A 16,274-nucleotide genomic window follows, 5' to 3' on the forward strand; every position below is an offset into this window, starting at 1 on the left:
CTGGCGGGCAACTTGCGTGGCCTGCTATGTTACGTAAAGCGTATCGACTTGACCCTAGTTTTGCAAAATAACCCATAGCGGTTAATAAGGAATTTTAATGAAAGTAAATCGCGTTGAAGTATTTGATATTCACTGTCCTGATAGACCTTCTTGGACGCCTGTATTTGTACGTATTCATACAGATGAAGGCATTAGTGGTGTTGGCGAAGCCGGTCTTGCTTACGATTTAGGCCATAGTGCTGCAGCGGCTATGATTAAGGAAATGGCAGATGCTTTTTTAATTGGTCACGACCCATTTCAAACAGAAAAGCTATGGTCACGTATGTTACGTGAAAGCTTTTGGGGCTTAGGCGGCGGACCGGTTGTATATGCCGCAATGAGCGCAATAGATACCGCTCTTTGGGATATTAAAGGAAAAGCGCTTGGATTACCGGTCTATCAATTACTAGGCGGTAAAGTTAACGACAAGCTACGTACATACGCATCGCAATTACAGTTTGACTGGGATAGCGAATTTAAAGCGCTAGTACAGCCACAAGAGTATGCAGAAGCTGCTTTAAAGGCAATAGCTGAAGGTTACGACGCAGTAAAAGTAGACCCAATTCAGTATGATAAAGACGGCAATACTTATTACGACCGTACAAAAATAATCTCACGTACTGAAATGAAGTTATACCGTGCACGTATGCAAGCTATTCGCGAAGCGGTAGGCGACGAAGTTGATATTATTTTTGAATGCCATAGCTTACCTGGCGTTACAACGGCTATTCAGTTAGGTGAAATTGCAGAAGAGTTTGACTGTATGTACTTTGAAGAGCCAGTTAACTATTTAAACCATTCATTACACGCAAAAGTAGCTGATAAAGTATCAGTGCCTATTGCTGGTGGTGAGCGTTTGTATAATCGTTGGGGTGTACGTCCGTATTTAGAAGATCAAAGTATTGATGTACTACAACCGGATATTGGTTTGTGTGGTGGTTTTACCGAAACTAAAAAAGTATGTGACTACGCAGATATTTTTGATGTGCGTATTCAAGCTCACGTATGTGGTGGTCCGGTTGCAACAGCAGCATCACTACACTTAGAGACAGCTATTCCTAACTTTTTGATTCATGAGCATCATACTTATGCGATTAAAAAGTGGAACCGTGAATTGTGTTTACAAGACCCACAACCTAAAAATGGTTTCTTTGAAGTGTCAGAAGAGCCAGGGCTTGGCATTGAACTAAATGACGAGATTGTTATGCGCTCTCAACGCGTAGAAATTAAATAGTAATCTTTTAGTTAAAATTTGAGTTACATATTAAAGAGCCAGCAAGTGATTTTTACTTGCTGGCTTTTTTGTTGTTTGGGTACGCTCGTTATAGCTCATTAATTTTGCATTCTGCATTTTTAAGCTCGATCGTTGCTTTACTATCAAGGTGGCGTATATAGCACTGCTCACCTTTTATCATCAGTTCAAACCTATCGGGATTATTAAGGCTTTGAGTGTCTATTACGTTGTTATTATTTACGTTGCTAAGTGTGACTGTGCTGCTGGTAGTAAATACATTGTCAGCTAGTTGAACCTGCTGCATGTGTATAAGAGTTTTGATTGCGTTGCTAACGGCCATTTTATTTGGACTAACAAGTAAGGCATGTTGAAGCTTAGGTGTAGGGTCTGCGCCTTGAGATATACAGCCATTGAGTAGAGCTGCTGAAAATACAACGATTAGTAAAAAGTACACCTTCATAAACTACTCGTATTACTAGCAAAAGATAATTTAATATAACGACTTTTACTCATACTTGATAGTAGTGTTTGGCATTCGCGTAGCCGAGGCTGTGCCATACTTTATCGCTTGAGCACAATGCTTTATGACAGTGCCATAGATTGCTGTAGCTTGTATTTATTTGGCACACAGGGAAGTTGCTAGCAAACATAATACGCTGCTCACCAAAGTGATTAAAAAGAAAATTAAAACATGTTATTTGCTGTTGGCTGGTGAGCTGTAGTAATTCAAAACCAGAAAATTTAATCGCAATATTGTTATGTTGAGCAAGTAACTCAACAGCTTGTTGCCAAGTATTTAAATTACTAGGTAGCCCCGCGTGATTAATTATAATGTGAAGTTGCGGTAACTGCTTAGCGTAGTAAGCCACTTGTTTGGTTATTTCGCTGTTTTCAATATCAAATTGCGCTTCAAAATGCAGTTGGGTATCTGATAATGTTGTTAGATTTTTAAAGCTATTAGCGCTTAATAAACGTTTTGCATCAGCACCTTCGGTTATATCTCTAATGCCACATAAACTCGGATGAGCTAAGGCCTCTAACGAGTTTATAAACTGATCAGCCGGTGAGTCAATTTGGTTGTAGCTAATGGCTTTAAATGGAATATCTTTTAAATGCGAGTCTAGCCAGTTTAGCTCGTTAATAGGGGATATGTTATCAAACCCTGCTTCTATATGAACAAGCCCTGCTAGTTCAAAGTCGATACTTTTAATAAGTTGCTGTGCACTTACTGGCTTTTTTATTTTATCTAAATTTGGCCAGGCTGGTGGATGAGTTCCTTGTAGCCATGAGTATTGACCCTCTACTAAGTTAAAAAAATGTACGTGTGGATCAATAATTTTTATGCTCATTGCACTGTACTCATTGGGCTGTGTAGCCACCGTCAATACTTTGCAGACTGCCGGTAATAAAGCTGGCGTCGTCGCTTACTAAAAAGCTCACAAGGGCCGCAACTTCATCAGCTTGACCTAATCTGTTAAGTGGTTGCAGGCTTGCTTCCTCAGCAACTATTTCAGCTTTGTTTGCGCCACTTTTTGCGCAGTATGCATCTATTGCGTTATGAAACAACGGGGTTTCTATTGTGCCAGGGCATACCGCATTTGCTCTAATATTAAAGCCCGCGTAATCAAGTGCCGTTGTTTTAGCCATTGAGGCAAGGGCATGCTTTGTTAGGTTATATGCAAAAGAGTTTTGCTTACCTATAATTGCCTGATCGGAAGCGACTAATATAATAGCGCCGCCATTTTGCGCTTTCATGCTGGGCAACACGCTTTGTACTGCCGCATAAGCGCCTTTAACATTAAGCGCAAAAAGCGCATCGAGAGTTTGCTCATCGGTGCTTTCTATATTTGCGCTTAAATGTTTTCCAGCATTAGAAACAAGTACATCAATACGTTGGTTTTGTTCACAGATTGCATTGATACAGTTTTGTACCGCTGATACATCACTTACGTCACACTGATGAAATATACCAGTTTCGCTTGGCTCTATATCAAGGTTATGTACTTTATAGCCATTACTTAGCAAGCGCTTTACTACAGCTAAACCAATACCTTTTGTACCACCTGTAACTATTGCAACTTTAGACATACTTACTTCCTTTATTGCTAACTAGTGAGAGTGACCACAACCGCCTGCAGCGTGCACATGTCCGTGAGAAACTTCTTCACTTGTTGCTTCACGTACTGATACAACTTCAACGTCAAACGTTAGCGTTTTACCAGCAAATGGGTGGTTTAAATCGCAATCAGCATTAAAACGACCAACCTTAACAATAGTTACCTGATGACGACCTTGGTTAGAGCTAACCATTGCTGTCATACCTGGTTTCCATACTTTAACGTCGCCTTGTAAGTGCTTTAGTGGGATACGTTGAATCAAGTCATCAACACGTTCGCCGTACGATTCACTTGGCTCTAGGGTTACACTAAATTTTTCGCCAGCTTCTTTGCCTTCAAGTGCTTTTTCTAAACCAGGAAGCATACCGTCACTGCCATGAATGTAAGTAAGTGGCGCTTCGCTTGTACTTGTTTCTACTTGCTCACCGGCTTCGCTAAGGGTGTAATGAAATTCAACTGCTGAATTTTTACTAATTTGCATGCTTGTCTCTTTAAATTTGACTATGTTAGGGCGTAATTTTACGCGAAATATATTCGTTTATAAACTTAACGTGGTTGATTTAACGTTTTTTGTAGATCTAACAGTAAATCTTTTTCTATTGGTGCTACTTTTGGTTTTTCTGCTTGAGGGATAAACAATATTAATGAGGTGCCAGGCGTTAACACGCTTGATGCAGAAAGTTTATTCCACTTAGCTAAATCACTATGAGGTACATCGTAAAGTTGACCAATGCTCCAAAGAGTGTCTCCCTGCTTTACTTCATAATCAATCTCGAGAGTTGGAATAGCCACTTCTTGATACTCTAGATAGGGGCTTATTTTATAATCAACCGTTAATGATTTTGGGAGTGTTTTGGGTTGTCCTACTAATAACTTTTCACCAACGCTAATTTGGCTCGTTTGCTTATTGTTTAAATGCTGTAATGCGGTTACTGACATATCAAAATGTCTAGCAATACCATAAAGGGTATCGTCTTGTTTTACTATGTATTCGCCAGCAAAGTTAGATCTAAAAAACTGACTTTTTAGTAGCGTTTCTTGCCCAATAGGAAGTAGTAATGTATGCGGACCATTAGGAGAACTCTGATTTTTTAGATAGCCTTGATTGAGTGAGTGTAATTGTTTTGAACCAACACCGGAGAGTTTAGCGATTACCGAAAAATCAAATTGCTGTCCCACATTCATAGTCGTTGTAAGTGGTTTATAGGCTAATCGTGGACGGTTAATTCCTTTTTGCGGATGTTTTACTAAATAACTAAGGGCAAGTAATTTAGGTACATAGTCGGCAGTTTCTTTAGGTAAATCTAATGACCAATAATCGGTGCTTTTACCGCGTTTTTTATTTTTGTCTATTGCGCGTTTAACACGTCCTTCACCACTGTTATAAGCCGCAAGAGCATGCAGCCAGTTACCATCAAAACGCTCATGTAAATAGCTTAAATAATTAAGCGCAGCATCGGTAGAGGCAAGTACATCTTGACGACCGTCATACCACTGATCCGATTTAACACCAAAGTGGTGTGCGGTTGCTCCAACTAATTGCCAAACACCAACGGCTTGCTGTGATGATGCAATTGTTGGTCTAAAATCACTTTCAACAAATGGCAATAGTGCAAGTTCCATAGGTAACTGCTTTTGCTCTATTTTTTTTACAATATGATACAGGTAGGGAGCAGCACGCTTACTAACAGTAGGTAAATAGTTGGGTTGTTTTAAATACCAGTTAATACGACTTTTTAAAGCACGATTTTGATACACCGTAAAATGTAAGTTATTAGCAATGTGCACCCATAAATCAGTTGTTCTCGGTGGGCGCTTTTTAATAACCGTTCTTTTAAGTGGTGGTGTTATTTTCTTACTAACGGTAGTTGGTTGCTCTGTCTGTGGTACTGGCTCATTTTGATACTCGTAGCTAGGCTCAAAATGAGTAAATATTTGTGGAGCTTCTCGTAACTCTGGTTCTGTGGTTTCGCAACCAAATAAAAAAACACCCAAAAAACATAAGATCAAACAGCGCATAGTGATCACTTTTATAAATTCCTTTTATTATTTTAACACAATCCGTTGTGTTGAGTTACTGCGTACTTTTAGCGCGAGCCAGCCCTGATTGTAAAAATAAATTACTTGATTTAGCGCTAAGAGATTCTTCTCTATAAGGCTTCATTACTTCCTCAGGAAAAGACAACATAAGTTGCTCTATAGTCTGCTCTTTATTGTTTTTAACGTGCTCAGTCATTGCTGTTAAAAACGATAAGGGTTGCTTGAGCTGAGATTTATTAAGTGTCCCGCCGTGACCAGGTATAATTAAAGTAAGTTTATCATCATTAATGTATTGCTTAAGAAGTGCTTGCCAACTTTCAAGCTCACCATGTCCAGGGTAGGGAAGCCAATCAACGCTATCACCACCAATTAAAATACTGCCATTATTAGTGCTAATAGTTAAATCACCATTGGTATGTGCTTTATGGGGTTCAAGTGTTATTTCAAATCCACCTAAATTAAGAGTTCTGCTTTTATTTATAGTTATTTGCGGTGTATTTAATTGGTATTCTTGCCAGCGAAAAAGTCGTTTTTTGGCTAAATCTAACTTTGCTCGCCACTGAGGTTGCTCTTCTTTTGGAATATTTGCCAAGCGTTGATAGCTCAGTTCAATACTTTTTTCGTAGCTATCGAGCTGGTCGCTAAATGCTTTTTGATACACACTAAAATTTTTGTCTACTTGCTGATGAACAATCAGTTTAGCGTCTGGATAAAAGTGCTGCATAACCGCCATACCAAGCAAATGATCGTCATGATAATGCGTAGCAACTAAATAGCATAAAGGCGTTTTAAGGCGTTTTTTTAAATCATTGGCTAATTTCTCAACCGCAGCGAAGTTTCCGCTGGCATCAACAAGTAATGCACATTCATCGCCTTCAATAAGAACTTGATTTGAGTCGTAAAAGCGTAGTTTATTTTCTTGTTTTAAAAATTGTATGTTGGGGTTTATTGTCTCCCAGCTAACCGCTGCATTTGCTTGTGTAGCTAAAGCAGATAATGAACACAAGAGAAGTAAGTGTTTACATGAGGTGATTATAGAAGAAAGTGATAACTGCATTTAGTATCTCGACGCTGGCGTTTAGTTACTTTAATAATAAACAAAAAGCGCAATTTGCGCTTTTTATTTTTTATGTTTGGGGTCACTTGCCAAATATTGACTGAGTTTGTCAACGAGTTGGTCTTGATGTTGCTGATCAAGGGTTGCCAGCGTTTTTGCTTCTAGCAATTCGTGGCTTAAGTTAAGCGCAGCCATAAGCAGAGCTTTTTGATCGTTTCTAACGGATGAACGCTGTTTCATTTGTTCAACTAAGTCATTTAGATTTTTAGCTGCTGCTATTAACGCTTCTTCTTGTCCTTCAGGGCAAGCAAATTGCTGCTCTTTACCTAGCAACTCAACAGTGACCCGCTGGTTTTGCAGCTCAGACATTAGCTAGCCTGTTGTGCGCTTTGTAGCTTATCAAGAAGGCCAGATAAAGTAGTGCTGGCATCTTTTTGTTTTTCTTCGTTTTCAAGAGCTTCTAGTTGTAGTAGCTCGTTTTCGTCTACTAACTTACTATTTTGCTCTTTTAAGCTAGAAACATCAGTTTGTAATTGATTATTACGATCAATTAGTGAATCGATCAGTTGTTCGAGTTGTTGAAGAGTGTTGTTATTCATAAATGCGCTCATATAACTGTAATTAATGTCATGCAAATGTAAAGCAAAGTGTGTTGATTTGCCAGCATTTACGGTGGTTTTAGCTGATTTTTCTTCTGCGTTAAGGGATAATTCATCATATGGGCTTTTTCATTCAGAAATGGTTCACTTAAACACTCTCATATAATGGTGTAAGTTGCCAAAGCACAGTGCTTATGGTTCACTTACGATATTAAATTGCGTATGGCGAAAATAAATAATGCTTAGTTATAGACACTCATTTCATGCAGGTAACCCTGCCGATGTACTTAAACATTTAGTGTTAGCACAGGTGCTAGGCTATCAAACAATTAAAGATAAACCGCTTGATTATATAGATACGCATTCGGGTGCGGGTTTTTTTGAATTAGCAGCTGCTGATGCGCAAAAAACACAAGAGTATCAAGATGGTATTGAAAAGCTCTGGCAGCATAAAAGTGAGCACGCTGCGCTTAATGAATATATTGATCTAATTAAATCATTTAACGACACTGATGAACTTGCGTTTTATCCAGGTTCTCCAAAAATAGCAGAGCACTTTTTGCGCCGCCAAGATAAAGGTTGGTTTTTTGAGCTTCACCCTCGCGATCTGTTGTTACTTGAAGAAAACATGCAAGGTAAGCGCTCTATTCGTGTGCGTGGAGAAGATGGTTTTGCAGGTTTAGTTGGCTTGTTGCCACCAGCATCTCGCAGGGCATGTGTGTTAATCGACCCACCATACGAAATTAAAGATGACTACGAAACGGTTGTAAAAACCTTAGTTAAAGCTTACCAGCGTTTTTCTACAGGTACTTATATGATTTGGTATCCAGTTGTAGATAGAGAGCGCATTGAAAACATGGAGCAGGGTTTAATTGATTCAGGTATGCGCAACATTCAGTTATTTGAATTAGGTACTGAGGATGATACTGATGTGCACGGTATGACTGCATCAGGCATGATTGTGATAAACCCGCCGTGGAAATTAAAGCATACTATGGATGAAGTGTTACCAGAGCTTATGACTTTATTAAGTAAGCCAAGTGGCTTTTATCGCAGTGAGCAATTGGTAGACGAGTAATCCGTTAATATTTAAGTTACTGATATACGCCCAGCATACGCTGGGCTTTTTTATTAATTAAAAATATACAGCGCCAAAAGTAGCTAAACGCTTCCCGTCACTGTTATTTAGAGTGAGTGTTTCACCGGTGACTTGCCACTGGGCACTTTTGTTTAATGCTTTAGATAATGCAGCTTCTTGGTCCATAGCTTCGCTGCACATTTTTTTTGTACTTCCGAGTTGATTAAAAGCAATGGTTTGCTTATCTAATTGGTAGCTTGCAGTAAAGTTGTTACACCCTAAAAAGCCATGTACCTTGTTGTTTTTATCAAACTGAATAAATGGCTCTTTAATAATAACGTTAACCTGCTCTGTATTTAACGTTTTAGCTTTCCAGTAAGTACTTACTAAATCAACATTTGGCTTATTAGTTGAGGCTTTTGATAATTCTATTTTATACGGGTTAGTAGATTTTGACTCAGTAAAGGGGTTGTAATGGGCAGCACTCGTATACAACACGCGATCTTTATTAATAATACGGGCACTTAAGCTATAACGATGTTTAGAGTTAATTTTACTTGCATCGTATATAAGGTCAACAGTGTAAGGTGGCGTCTTGGTTATATCGAGTATTTGTTGGCTAATAATATCAACTCTTACATCCATTTTTGATACATCAGAAAGGGTAACTATAAGTTGTGAGCCTGGGCGTAGCATTGAGCGATCGGAGTAACTAACTTGTGTGGTTAAGATTGTCGTTTTTTTTACTTGCTCCGTGCTTGATGATGGAGTTTGTTGGTCGCAACCAGCAAGTATAAAAGTACCACAGGCTAGCAAACTAAAACCAACAAATGATTTTATAGTTGTATGTGCAGGTTTGCGCTTTGGCATAATTATCCCTAATTAAAAGTATTACTTAAACAAATTAAAGTAATTGTATTAATAAGTGACTTAATCATTGCTTAATTGGTTGTTTAAAATAAAAAAGGACGCAAATGCGTCCTTAATAAAATTAATTACTCGGTCTTATTTTTTAACGTATTTAGTCAAAATTACAATACGTTGACCATCAACTCGCCCTTCGATGTGTTCAGGGTTACTTGTTAAGCCAATATTACGTACTGCGGTACCACGTTTAGCGGTAAGGCTGCTGCCTTTAACATCTAAGTCTTTAATAAGGGTAACTGTATCGCCAGCTTGAAGTACTACACCATTGCTATCAACGTGCTTTACGTCGTCATCTTCTGCAAGTGCTTTTTTAGCCCAAGCTAGCGTGTCTTCTTCAAGGTAAATCATGTCTAGAGCGTCTTGTGCCCAGNGCTAAACGCGAAAGCATTCTGTAAGCTACAACTTGTACGGCAGGAGTTTGACTCCACATGCTGTCGTTTAAACAATGCCAATGTGTTGGTGTTAGCTCACTACTGTTTTCGATTTGATCTTTACATGTTTGGCATGTGTAAATACATTTGTCTGAGTGGGTTTCGGTTACAGGTGGTACTTCGTAAACTGAAAGGTTTTCGGTTGCTGCACATAATTCACATTGACTACTACTGCGTTCAATTAAGGCTTTTTCAATACTCATGGAGGTTCTTTCTCGTTCTGGTCGAGTTAACATTTGTTGCTATTATACCCCATCATAGTGGCTTTGTGCCATTAGTCCCTTAATTTTGTGTGGGTATATTTGCCATATATTTATCGGCAACTTGCTGAATGAAGCCGCTGCTATGGAGGTTTTTAATAGCTTTGTTAATTGCTGGCAATAAAGCTTTATGTTTGCTCAATAAGCGTATTTTTAATAAGCCATGTGAATACTGCGGACCAAAAGCAATATCAACATTTAATTGTTTAGACCAATGTAAAGCGGGTAGTTTTCCAATAATTGCTACATCGACTCGTTTGCGAGCAAGTGCAATCATAAGTTCTTTTTCAGAAGGAAAATCTATGCGATTAAATAAATTATCGTTGTGATAGTAGTAACCTAAAACAGTGCCTACGTTTTTATTATATAAACTATTAGCGCTTTGCCAGTTATTAATGTTTTCAGACAGACTTACAACCATTTCTGTTGCATTAACTAATGGCTCAGAAAAAATATATTGAGGGTTGTTTCGCTCACTTTCGGGTAACCATTTAAGTGTAATTACATCAAAATCGATTACTTCATCTTGAAGGTATTTTGTAATTCGTTTTGTTGGTAGGTTTACGTGCGATGCTGATATATCTGCATCACTAAGTATTTTTTCGATAATTTCTGGCAGTACACCAGGCTCTACAGGGTTATTTGTATAATAAGGGTAGTAGTTCCCTGATGAAGTAATATTATATTTTAAAGCTGGGTTATTTAATTCAGCTAATATAGGAAAAGAGAATAATAACAAGCAGGCTATTAATAGCCCTTTTAAGTTAATCAAATGCTTTCCTTAATAGGTTTAAATTTAGTGAAACTATAACTTTAGTGTTAAGTATTATAGTTTTTTTGTAACGAATAGTATATTTATACTATGTATATTCTATGCGGCTTATATTAAAGTGTTAGGATTAATGGTGAACATTAAAGCGTCTTATAAAGGTTATATATATTGAAACCCTCAAAAAAATTGCCTGAACAACCGGTTATTACACAATATGTAGCTAGGCAGCCTATTTTTGATGCTGCTAAAGGCGTTTTTGCATATGAGTTGCTATATAGAGATTCATCAAATAATGCGTTTCCGGTTGGCATGAGCGACGAAAAGGCAACGAGTCGCTTATTTTTTAATACACTAATGTTAGTTGGAATTGAAAAATTAACCGCTAACCATCGAGCATTTATTAATTTATCAACTGATGCACTGCTAGATGACTTCCCTAAATTATTAAAACCAGAAACTGCGGTTATTGAAATCGTAGAGCGTGTAGTTAATATAACAGCTATTGCAAGGCGTGTGCAGGCATTAAAAAAAGAAGGTTATATTTTTGCATTAGATGATTACGATGGCGATATTAAGTGGGAGCCATTATTAGCGTTAGTTGATTATATAAAAATAGAAGTTGATGAAGCCATCATCAAAACAAATATGCGTGTTAAAAAACTCAAACGTAATTACCCTAAATGTAAGGTGATTGTTGAGCGTATAGAAACCCATGAGCAATTTTTGACGCTCAAAGGCGCCGGATGTGATTACTTTCAAGGGTTCTTTTTTTCACGCCCTGAGATGCTAACGTATAACAGCGTTGATCCCTCTAAAGTTACAGTATTTGATTTACTAAAATGCACTTCTAAAGACTCTTTATGTTTTGAAGAAATACACCAACGAGTAGCTCGAGATATAGGTATTACAGCACGTATTTTAAAACTGGCGAATGCACGCTCTGGTAATAGTAATTTAGTAATAACATCTATTTCTCAAGCTGTTGTTTATTTGGGTGAGGATACAATACGTCAGTTTGTACGAGTTTTAGCATTAAGTGATTTGGGAATTGATAAGCCAACAGAGCTTACTAAGTATGCTCTTATTCGTGCAAGATTAATGGAGCTAATTTTAAGCGAGCAAAATGTTGAGTTGGCGCAGCAAGGTTATTTGGTGGGCTTGTTTTCGATGCTTGATGCTATTTTAGATATAGAATTAAGCGTTATTGTAAAAGAGTTTGCACTTGATGTTGCTATAAATAATGCATTATTAGCTCACACTGGTGTGCTCGGTGATTGTTTGTTACTTGCTAAAGCAATACAAGAAAAAGACTGGGTAATTGCAAGTTATAAACTTAAACAGGTAAACCCGCAAATCTCTATTGAGAAAGTTTATAGCTTTGTTTTAGAATCGATGCTTTATAGTGATGATGTTATTGAAGTTGTGGCTGGTGATTAAGTATGCGTAATTGGTTATCTGTTTTAAGTATTATAATCGCGCTTGGTTTATTGTTTCCTGGTATTACAAAACCAGTATTAACAATAGAGGGCAACATAGATAAATCAAAACTAGCGCAAGCGGGTATTGAAATGCTGGCTGAAGAGGGCGATGGTCGAACTCGCAGTATGCTAATGATGTTCTCGAACATGCTAGGGCTTGATAAGTTAGAAGGTGAGATTAGCGCCTATAACAAAACACAAAGTATTTTAGGCACAGTTAAAGAGCTTGCTAGCAATAATAATTTATTTGTAGCCGCTTTAGTGGGGTTGTTTTCTATTGTTATTCCAAGCTTAAAGCTATTATTACAATTGCTTTATTGTTGCTTACCTTTGAATGGATTTAAGCAAAAGCTCGGTCTGGTTATTTGTGCATTAAGTAAGTGGAGCATGGTTGATGTATTTGTTATTGCATTAATAGTGACTTACTTAGCAGGTAACGCCCATGGTAAAAGTGGCGAGCTACTTGTTATGAATGCACAATTTGGTGAAGGGTTTTGGTATTTTAGCGCATATTGTATATTTGCAATTATCGCGAGTAACTTAATTAAAACACCTGCTAAACCGCAGTCTACATAATTAAAGTATTTGTGGTTGCCGTTAGGTTACCTTACAATCATTTTAAAGTTTATTAAAAGGCATAATGTTGCAACGTTTTTACTCTAGTTTACTCATGATAACTTTACTGCTCACTTTTGTGGGTCAGGCAGTTGCGTCTGTAGCTATGGTATGCGAAATGCCACATATGCCAACTAAAGCAGCAATGCATGCCCAAATGCCAATGGCACAAAGTAGTGATGCAACAGCTGTCGCTAGCATGTCTGATAATATGATGCAGATGGATTGTTGCGACGATGAAAATACGCCACAAAACGACTGTAAATGCCCTATGAGTGGCTGCGCTGCTAACTCAATGCTTAATGTTAATACTTTATTTAGCGTTACTTTACTTGAATCTGAAAAAGTAAATGTACGTGTATTTACTACACAAATTAATATACCTCGTTCACTCTATCGCCCTCCTATGTCTGCTTAATAGCAGGATAGGTGTAATATCAATTTTATTGAAAACATGCTCATTCTAGCGAGTTAAATAACTCTCTAACTGCGTTAAAAATTACTTATATAAAGCAACTATACTGCGTAATTTTTTCCTTGTTATAGAGCTATTTCCCTACCGCAATAATAGATCATTAATTCAATGCAATTGATATAAAAGGTTTTTGTAAAACTCCTAAACACCTTTTTTGCTTCCCAATTTAAGATTTTCTTTTATTTTTAGATGGAGCAGGTGATGAACCACGCTGTAAGTATTAAAGTCGTATTATGTAGTGTTGTGTTATTTAGCACCGCTGTTAATGCGCAAAACAATTCAAATAACCTAAATACCGAAATACTAAAGCAATCTAGTAATGAGCAAACGCTTAGCTTAACGCAAGCGCTTAATTATGCGCTAACGCATGAGCCATGGCTAAAAGCGAGTGGCTACCAAGAAGATGCAGCAATAGCGCAAAGCATTGCCGCAGGCACCTTACCCGATCCCGTTTTAACGGTTGGCTTACTCAACTTACCTACTAACGGTTATGCGTTTGATCAAGAAGGGATGACGCAGTTTAAAGTTGATTTGAGCCAAAAGTTTAGCCGAGGGAATAGTTTAGCGCTTAAACAAAAAGCATTAGCACAGTCTGCTCAACAATACCCTTGGCAGCGCGCCGATCGCTTAGCACAAGTAAAAGCAATTGTGATTGAGTCGTGGTTAAACGCGTATCGTGCTCAGCGAAGTATTGCTTTAATTGAGCAAGATAAAGGGCTATTTACTCAACTTATTGACATTACCGAAGCAAGCTACGCAAGCACCTTAGGTAAAACACGTCAGCAAGATATTATTCGTGCGCAATTAGAGCTCACCCGTCTTGAAGATAAGCTGGTTATGCTTGAGCAGCAATTTGAAAGTGCTAAAAACCGTTTAGCACAGTGGTTACCTATGAATATGCTTATGCAGCCTTTAAATACTGGGTTTACTAAAACCACAGGGCTGGTTGATTTTGCGAGCCTTGAATTTGATAAACTAATACAGTTGCTTATGGCGCATCCCGCAATTATTGCGATAGATAAAACCGTAACGGCAAAGCAAACCGAAGTTGCGCTCGCTAAGCAAAGCTACAAACCTCAAATGGGCGTTAATGTGGGTTATGGTTACCGAGATGATACCCCGATAGGGGAGTCGCGAGCTGATTTACTCTCTGTAGGATTTAGCATTGATTTGCCATTGTTTACTGATAACAGACAAGATCAACAAGTTAAATCGGCTATTGCGAGTGCAGAAGCTATTAAAACACAAAAGCTGGTGGCGCTTCAAAAACTCAAAGGTATGTACTTTAAGGAGTTTAGCCAACTCGCTCGTTTGCAAAAACGCGGTGCGCTTTATCAAAATACGTTATTACCGCAAATGTCAGAGCAATCTCAAGCAACACTAAATGCTTATACCCGCGACGATGGGGATTTTTCTGACGTGATGCGCGCGCGCATTAGTGAACTTAACGCCAAAATTGATGCACTGAATATTCAAGTAGATCAACATATTATTACCGCCCGCCTTAATTATTATGCAAGTAGCTTAGACCCCCAAGTAATGAGCGAGCAAACTGGAGAATTACACAATGAATACTAATTTAAAGTTACTTGTTGCGGCCTTAGTTGGTGCAGGCGCCTTTGGGTTAATAGGCGGCTTAGTAATGCAGTTTTTACCTAGCAACTCGGCAATGAATGAACAACAAAGCGCTGACAAACAACCATTATACTGGGTTGCGCCTATGGATAGTAATTACAGGCGTGACACGCCAGGGCTTTCGCCAATGGGAATGGATTTAATCCCTGTGTATGAAAACGCTAGCAACGATCAGGATGGGCCAGGTGCTGTAACTATTTCGCCTGCAGTCGTTAATAACTTTGGTGTAAGAACTGCCAAAGTAGAGCTTAAAACACTTCACAGCGATATAAATACTGTGGGTTATGTGCAATATAACCAAGACCAACTTATTCACATTCATCCGCGTGTAGAAGGCTGGATTGAAAGTTTATACGTTAAAGCACAAGGCGCAGAAGTTAAAGCCGGTGAGCCTTTATATACATTGTATTCACCACAATTGGTGAACGCACAGGAAGAGCTTTTATTGGCGGTTAATCGTAATAATACCGTGTTAATTCGCGCTGCAAAGGCACGTTTAGAGTCGTTAAATGTGTCTGATGGATTTATCGAGCGCTTACAAAAAAATAAAAAGATAATGCAAAATATTACTTTTTACGCAAAGCAAAGTGGTGTGGTAGATGAGCTAACAGTTCGAGAAGGCTTTTACGTTAAACCGGGTACATCAATGATGAGTATTGCCCAGCTTGATGAAATTTGGGTAGAGGCTGAAGTGTTCGAGCGCCAATCAGAACAAGTGAGCGTTGGTTTACCTGTAACGATGACGCTTGATTACTTAAAAGGTCAAAAGTGGGAAGGTAAGGTTGATTACATTTACCCCGCGCTTGATGCTAAAAACCGGACTCTGCGTGTAAGGCTTAGGTTTAATAATGTAGATCATCGGTTAAAACCAAATATGTTTGCACAAGTGAGCATTCACGCTAAAGCGAGTAAGGCGCAATTTACAGTTCCTAAAGAAGCGGTAATTCGCACGCAGCATCAAAACCGTGTGGTTATTGCATTAGGTGAGGGTCGTTTTAAATCGGTAGAAGTAGACGTTGGGCAAATTAATAGTAATGAAGCGGTCATTTTGTCAGGTGTAATGACAGGTGACACGGTAGTGACCTCGGCACAATTTTTAATAGACTCTGAATCGAGTAAAAGCTCCGACTTTAAACGAATGGAAATGCCTGGCTCTGGTATCAGCTCTAGTATTAGCTCAGGTATGAGTTCGGATTCTGGTTCAGACTCAAATATGAACATGGATATGCAGCCACAAAACGCCACGGTTAACGGCACTATTAATGCCATAGATACACAAAATCGCATTATTAATATTAGCCGAGAAGCCATTGAAAAATGGAATCGAGAACCCGCCACAATGGACTTTGTATTAGCGCCAGATATTGATATTAGTCAGTTTGAAAATGCCCAGTATATTAATTTTACTTTTAGCATTATTAACGATGAATTTGTAATTACTAGAGCGCAAAACGCAGAGCCGATTGATCATTCTACTATGCAACCTATGCAACCTATGCAACATAGTTCTCACTAGG

Annotated in this window: 17 protein-coding genes and 2 pseudogenes (1 of these 19 only partly in view); 8 read left to right on the plus strand and 11 right to left on the minus strand. The window is 38.4% G+C overall.

What is annotated here, in order from left to right; genetic code table 11:
- Positions 1–71, plus strand: a pseudogene (locus L647_RS01000000123770) (class II aldolase/adducin family protein); it begins 705 nt to the left of the window's first position.
- 26 nt (positions 72–97) lie between these two features.
- Positions 98–1,273, plus strand: coding sequence for a mandelate racemase/muconate lactonizing enzyme family protein (locus L647_RS0106530; protein WP_024610450.1), 1,176 nt, complete (start codon positions 98–100; stop codon positions 1,271–1,273).
- 88 nt (positions 1,274–1,361) lie between these two features.
- Here the strand turns inward: L647_RS0106530 and L647_RS0106535 are convergent, their stop codons facing one another.
- From L647_RS0106535 to zapB, 8 genes are all read right to left on the minus strand, one after another.
- Entirely contained in the window at positions 1,362–1,733 is a 372-nt protein-coding gene (locus L647_RS0106535; protein WP_024610451.1) for a hypothetical protein, read from the minus strand.
- Between the two features lie 49 nt (positions 1,734–1,782).
- The gene (locus L647_RS0106540; RefSeq protein ID WP_024610452.1) at positions 1,783–2,622 is read right to left on the minus strand and encodes an amidohydrolase family protein; all 840 of its coding nucleotides are present in this window, start codon (positions 2,620–2,622) and stop codon (positions 1,783–1,785) included.
- Positions 2,623–2,632: 10 nt separating this feature from the next.
- Entirely contained in the window at positions 2,633–3,361 is a 729-nt protein-coding gene (locus L647_RS0106545; protein WP_024610453.1) for an SDR family oxidoreductase, read from the minus strand.
- 21 nt (positions 3,362–3,382) lie between these two features.
- Positions 3,383–3,871, minus strand: a complete 489-nt coding sequence (locus L647_RS0106550) for a peptidylprolyl isomerase (RefSeq protein WP_024610454.1) — start codon at positions 3,869–3,871, stop codon at positions 3,383–3,385.
- A 65-nt stretch (positions 3,872–3,936) separates the two neighbouring features.
- Entirely contained in the window at positions 3,937–5,409 is a 1,473-nt protein-coding gene (locus L647_RS0106555; protein WP_024610455.1) for a LysM peptidoglycan-binding domain-containing protein, read from the minus strand.
- Between the two features lie 55 nt (positions 5,410–5,464).
- Positions 5,465–6,487 (minus strand): MBL fold metallo-hydrolase, encoded by a 1,023-nt coding sequence (locus L647_RS0106560; RefSeq protein ID WP_024610456.1) that lies wholly within the window; start codon positions 6,485–6,487, stop codon positions 5,465–5,467.
- 63 nt (positions 6,488–6,550) lie between these two features.
- Positions 6,551–6,856 carry a cell division protein ZapA gene (locus L647_RS0106565; RefSeq protein WP_024610457.1) on the minus strand — a complete coding sequence of 102 codons (306 nt, stop codon included), beginning with the start codon at positions 6,854–6,856 and terminating at the stop codon, positions 6,551–6,553.
- Positions 6,856–7,086: a cell division protein ZapB gene (zapB, locus tag L647_RS0106570; protein WP_024610458.1), complete on the minus strand. Its 231-nt coding sequence runs from the start codon at positions 7,084–7,086 to the stop codon at positions 6,856–6,858. Before zapB ends, L647_RS0106565 begins: the two co-directional genes overlap by 1 nt.
- Positions 7,087–7,324: 238 nt before the next feature.
- On the opposite strand from zapB, the gene rlmJ reads away from it, so the two are divergent.
- Entirely contained in the window at positions 7,325–8,164 is an 840-nt protein-coding gene (gene rlmJ / locus L647_RS0106575; RefSeq protein ID WP_024610459.1) for a 23S rRNA (adenine(2030)-N(6))-methyltransferase RlmJ, read from the plus strand.
- Between the two features lie 57 nt (positions 8,165–8,221).
- Here rlmJ and L647_RS0106580 read toward each other — a convergent pair whose 3' ends face one another.
- From L647_RS0106580 to L647_RS0106590, 3 genes and pseudogenes are all read right to left on the minus strand, one after another.
- Positions 8,222–9,034: an META domain-containing protein gene (locus L647_RS0106580; RefSeq protein ID WP_024610460.1), complete on the minus strand. Its 813-nt coding sequence runs from the start codon at positions 9,032–9,034 to the stop codon at positions 8,222–8,224.
- Positions 9,035–9,169: 135 nt separating this feature from the next.
- Positions 9,170–9,725 (minus strand): annotated as a pseudogene (locus tag L647_RS01000000123775) (PhnA domain-containing protein).
- Between the two features lie 79 nt (positions 9,726–9,804).
- Positions 9,805–10,554: a transporter substrate-binding domain-containing protein gene (locus tag L647_RS0106590; protein WP_024610461.1), complete on the minus strand. Its 750-nt coding sequence runs from the start codon at positions 10,552–10,554 to the stop codon at positions 9,805–9,807.
- Between the two features lie 168 nt (positions 10,555–10,722).
- On the opposite strand from L647_RS0106590, the gene L647_RS0106595 reads away from it, so the two are divergent.
- The 5 genes from L647_RS0106595 (at position 10,723) to L647_RS0106615 (ending at position 16,273) form a co-directional block, all read left to right on the plus strand.
- On the plus strand, positions 10,723–11,991 hold the full coding sequence (locus tag L647_RS0106595; protein ID WP_024610462.1) for an EAL domain-containing protein: 1,269 nt from the start codon (positions 10,723–10,725) through the stop codon (positions 11,989–11,991).
- Between the two features lie 2 nt (positions 11,992–11,993).
- Positions 11,994–12,608 (plus strand): paraquat-inducible protein A, encoded by a 615-nt coding sequence (locus L647_RS0106600; protein ID WP_024610463.1) that lies wholly within the window; start codon positions 11,994–11,996, stop codon positions 12,606–12,608.
- Positions 12,609–12,702: 94 nt separating this feature from the next.
- Complete coding sequence (locus L647_RS0106605; RefSeq protein WP_343223037.1) at positions 12,703–13,065, plus strand: hypothetical protein; 363 nt, start codon at positions 12,703–12,705, stop codon at positions 13,063–13,065.
- Between the two features lie 258 nt (positions 13,066–13,323).
- Positions 13,324–14,700 (plus strand): TolC family protein, encoded by a 1,377-nt coding sequence (locus L647_RS0106610; RefSeq protein WP_024610465.1) that lies wholly within the window; start codon positions 13,324–13,326, stop codon positions 14,698–14,700.
- Positions 14,690–16,273 carry an efflux RND transporter periplasmic adaptor subunit gene (locus tag L647_RS0106615; RefSeq protein WP_024610466.1) on the plus strand — a complete coding sequence of 528 codons (1,584 nt, stop codon included), beginning with the start codon at positions 14,690–14,692 and terminating at the stop codon, positions 16,271–16,273. Before L647_RS0106610 ends, L647_RS0106615 begins: the two co-directional genes overlap by 11 nt.
- Position 16,274: the final 1 nt, after the last annotated feature.

It is taken from the genome of Pseudoalteromonas sp. TB64, from assembly GCF_000498095.1.
GTDB lineage: Bacteria > Pseudomonadota > Gammaproteobacteria > Enterobacterales > Alteromonadaceae > Pseudoalteromonas.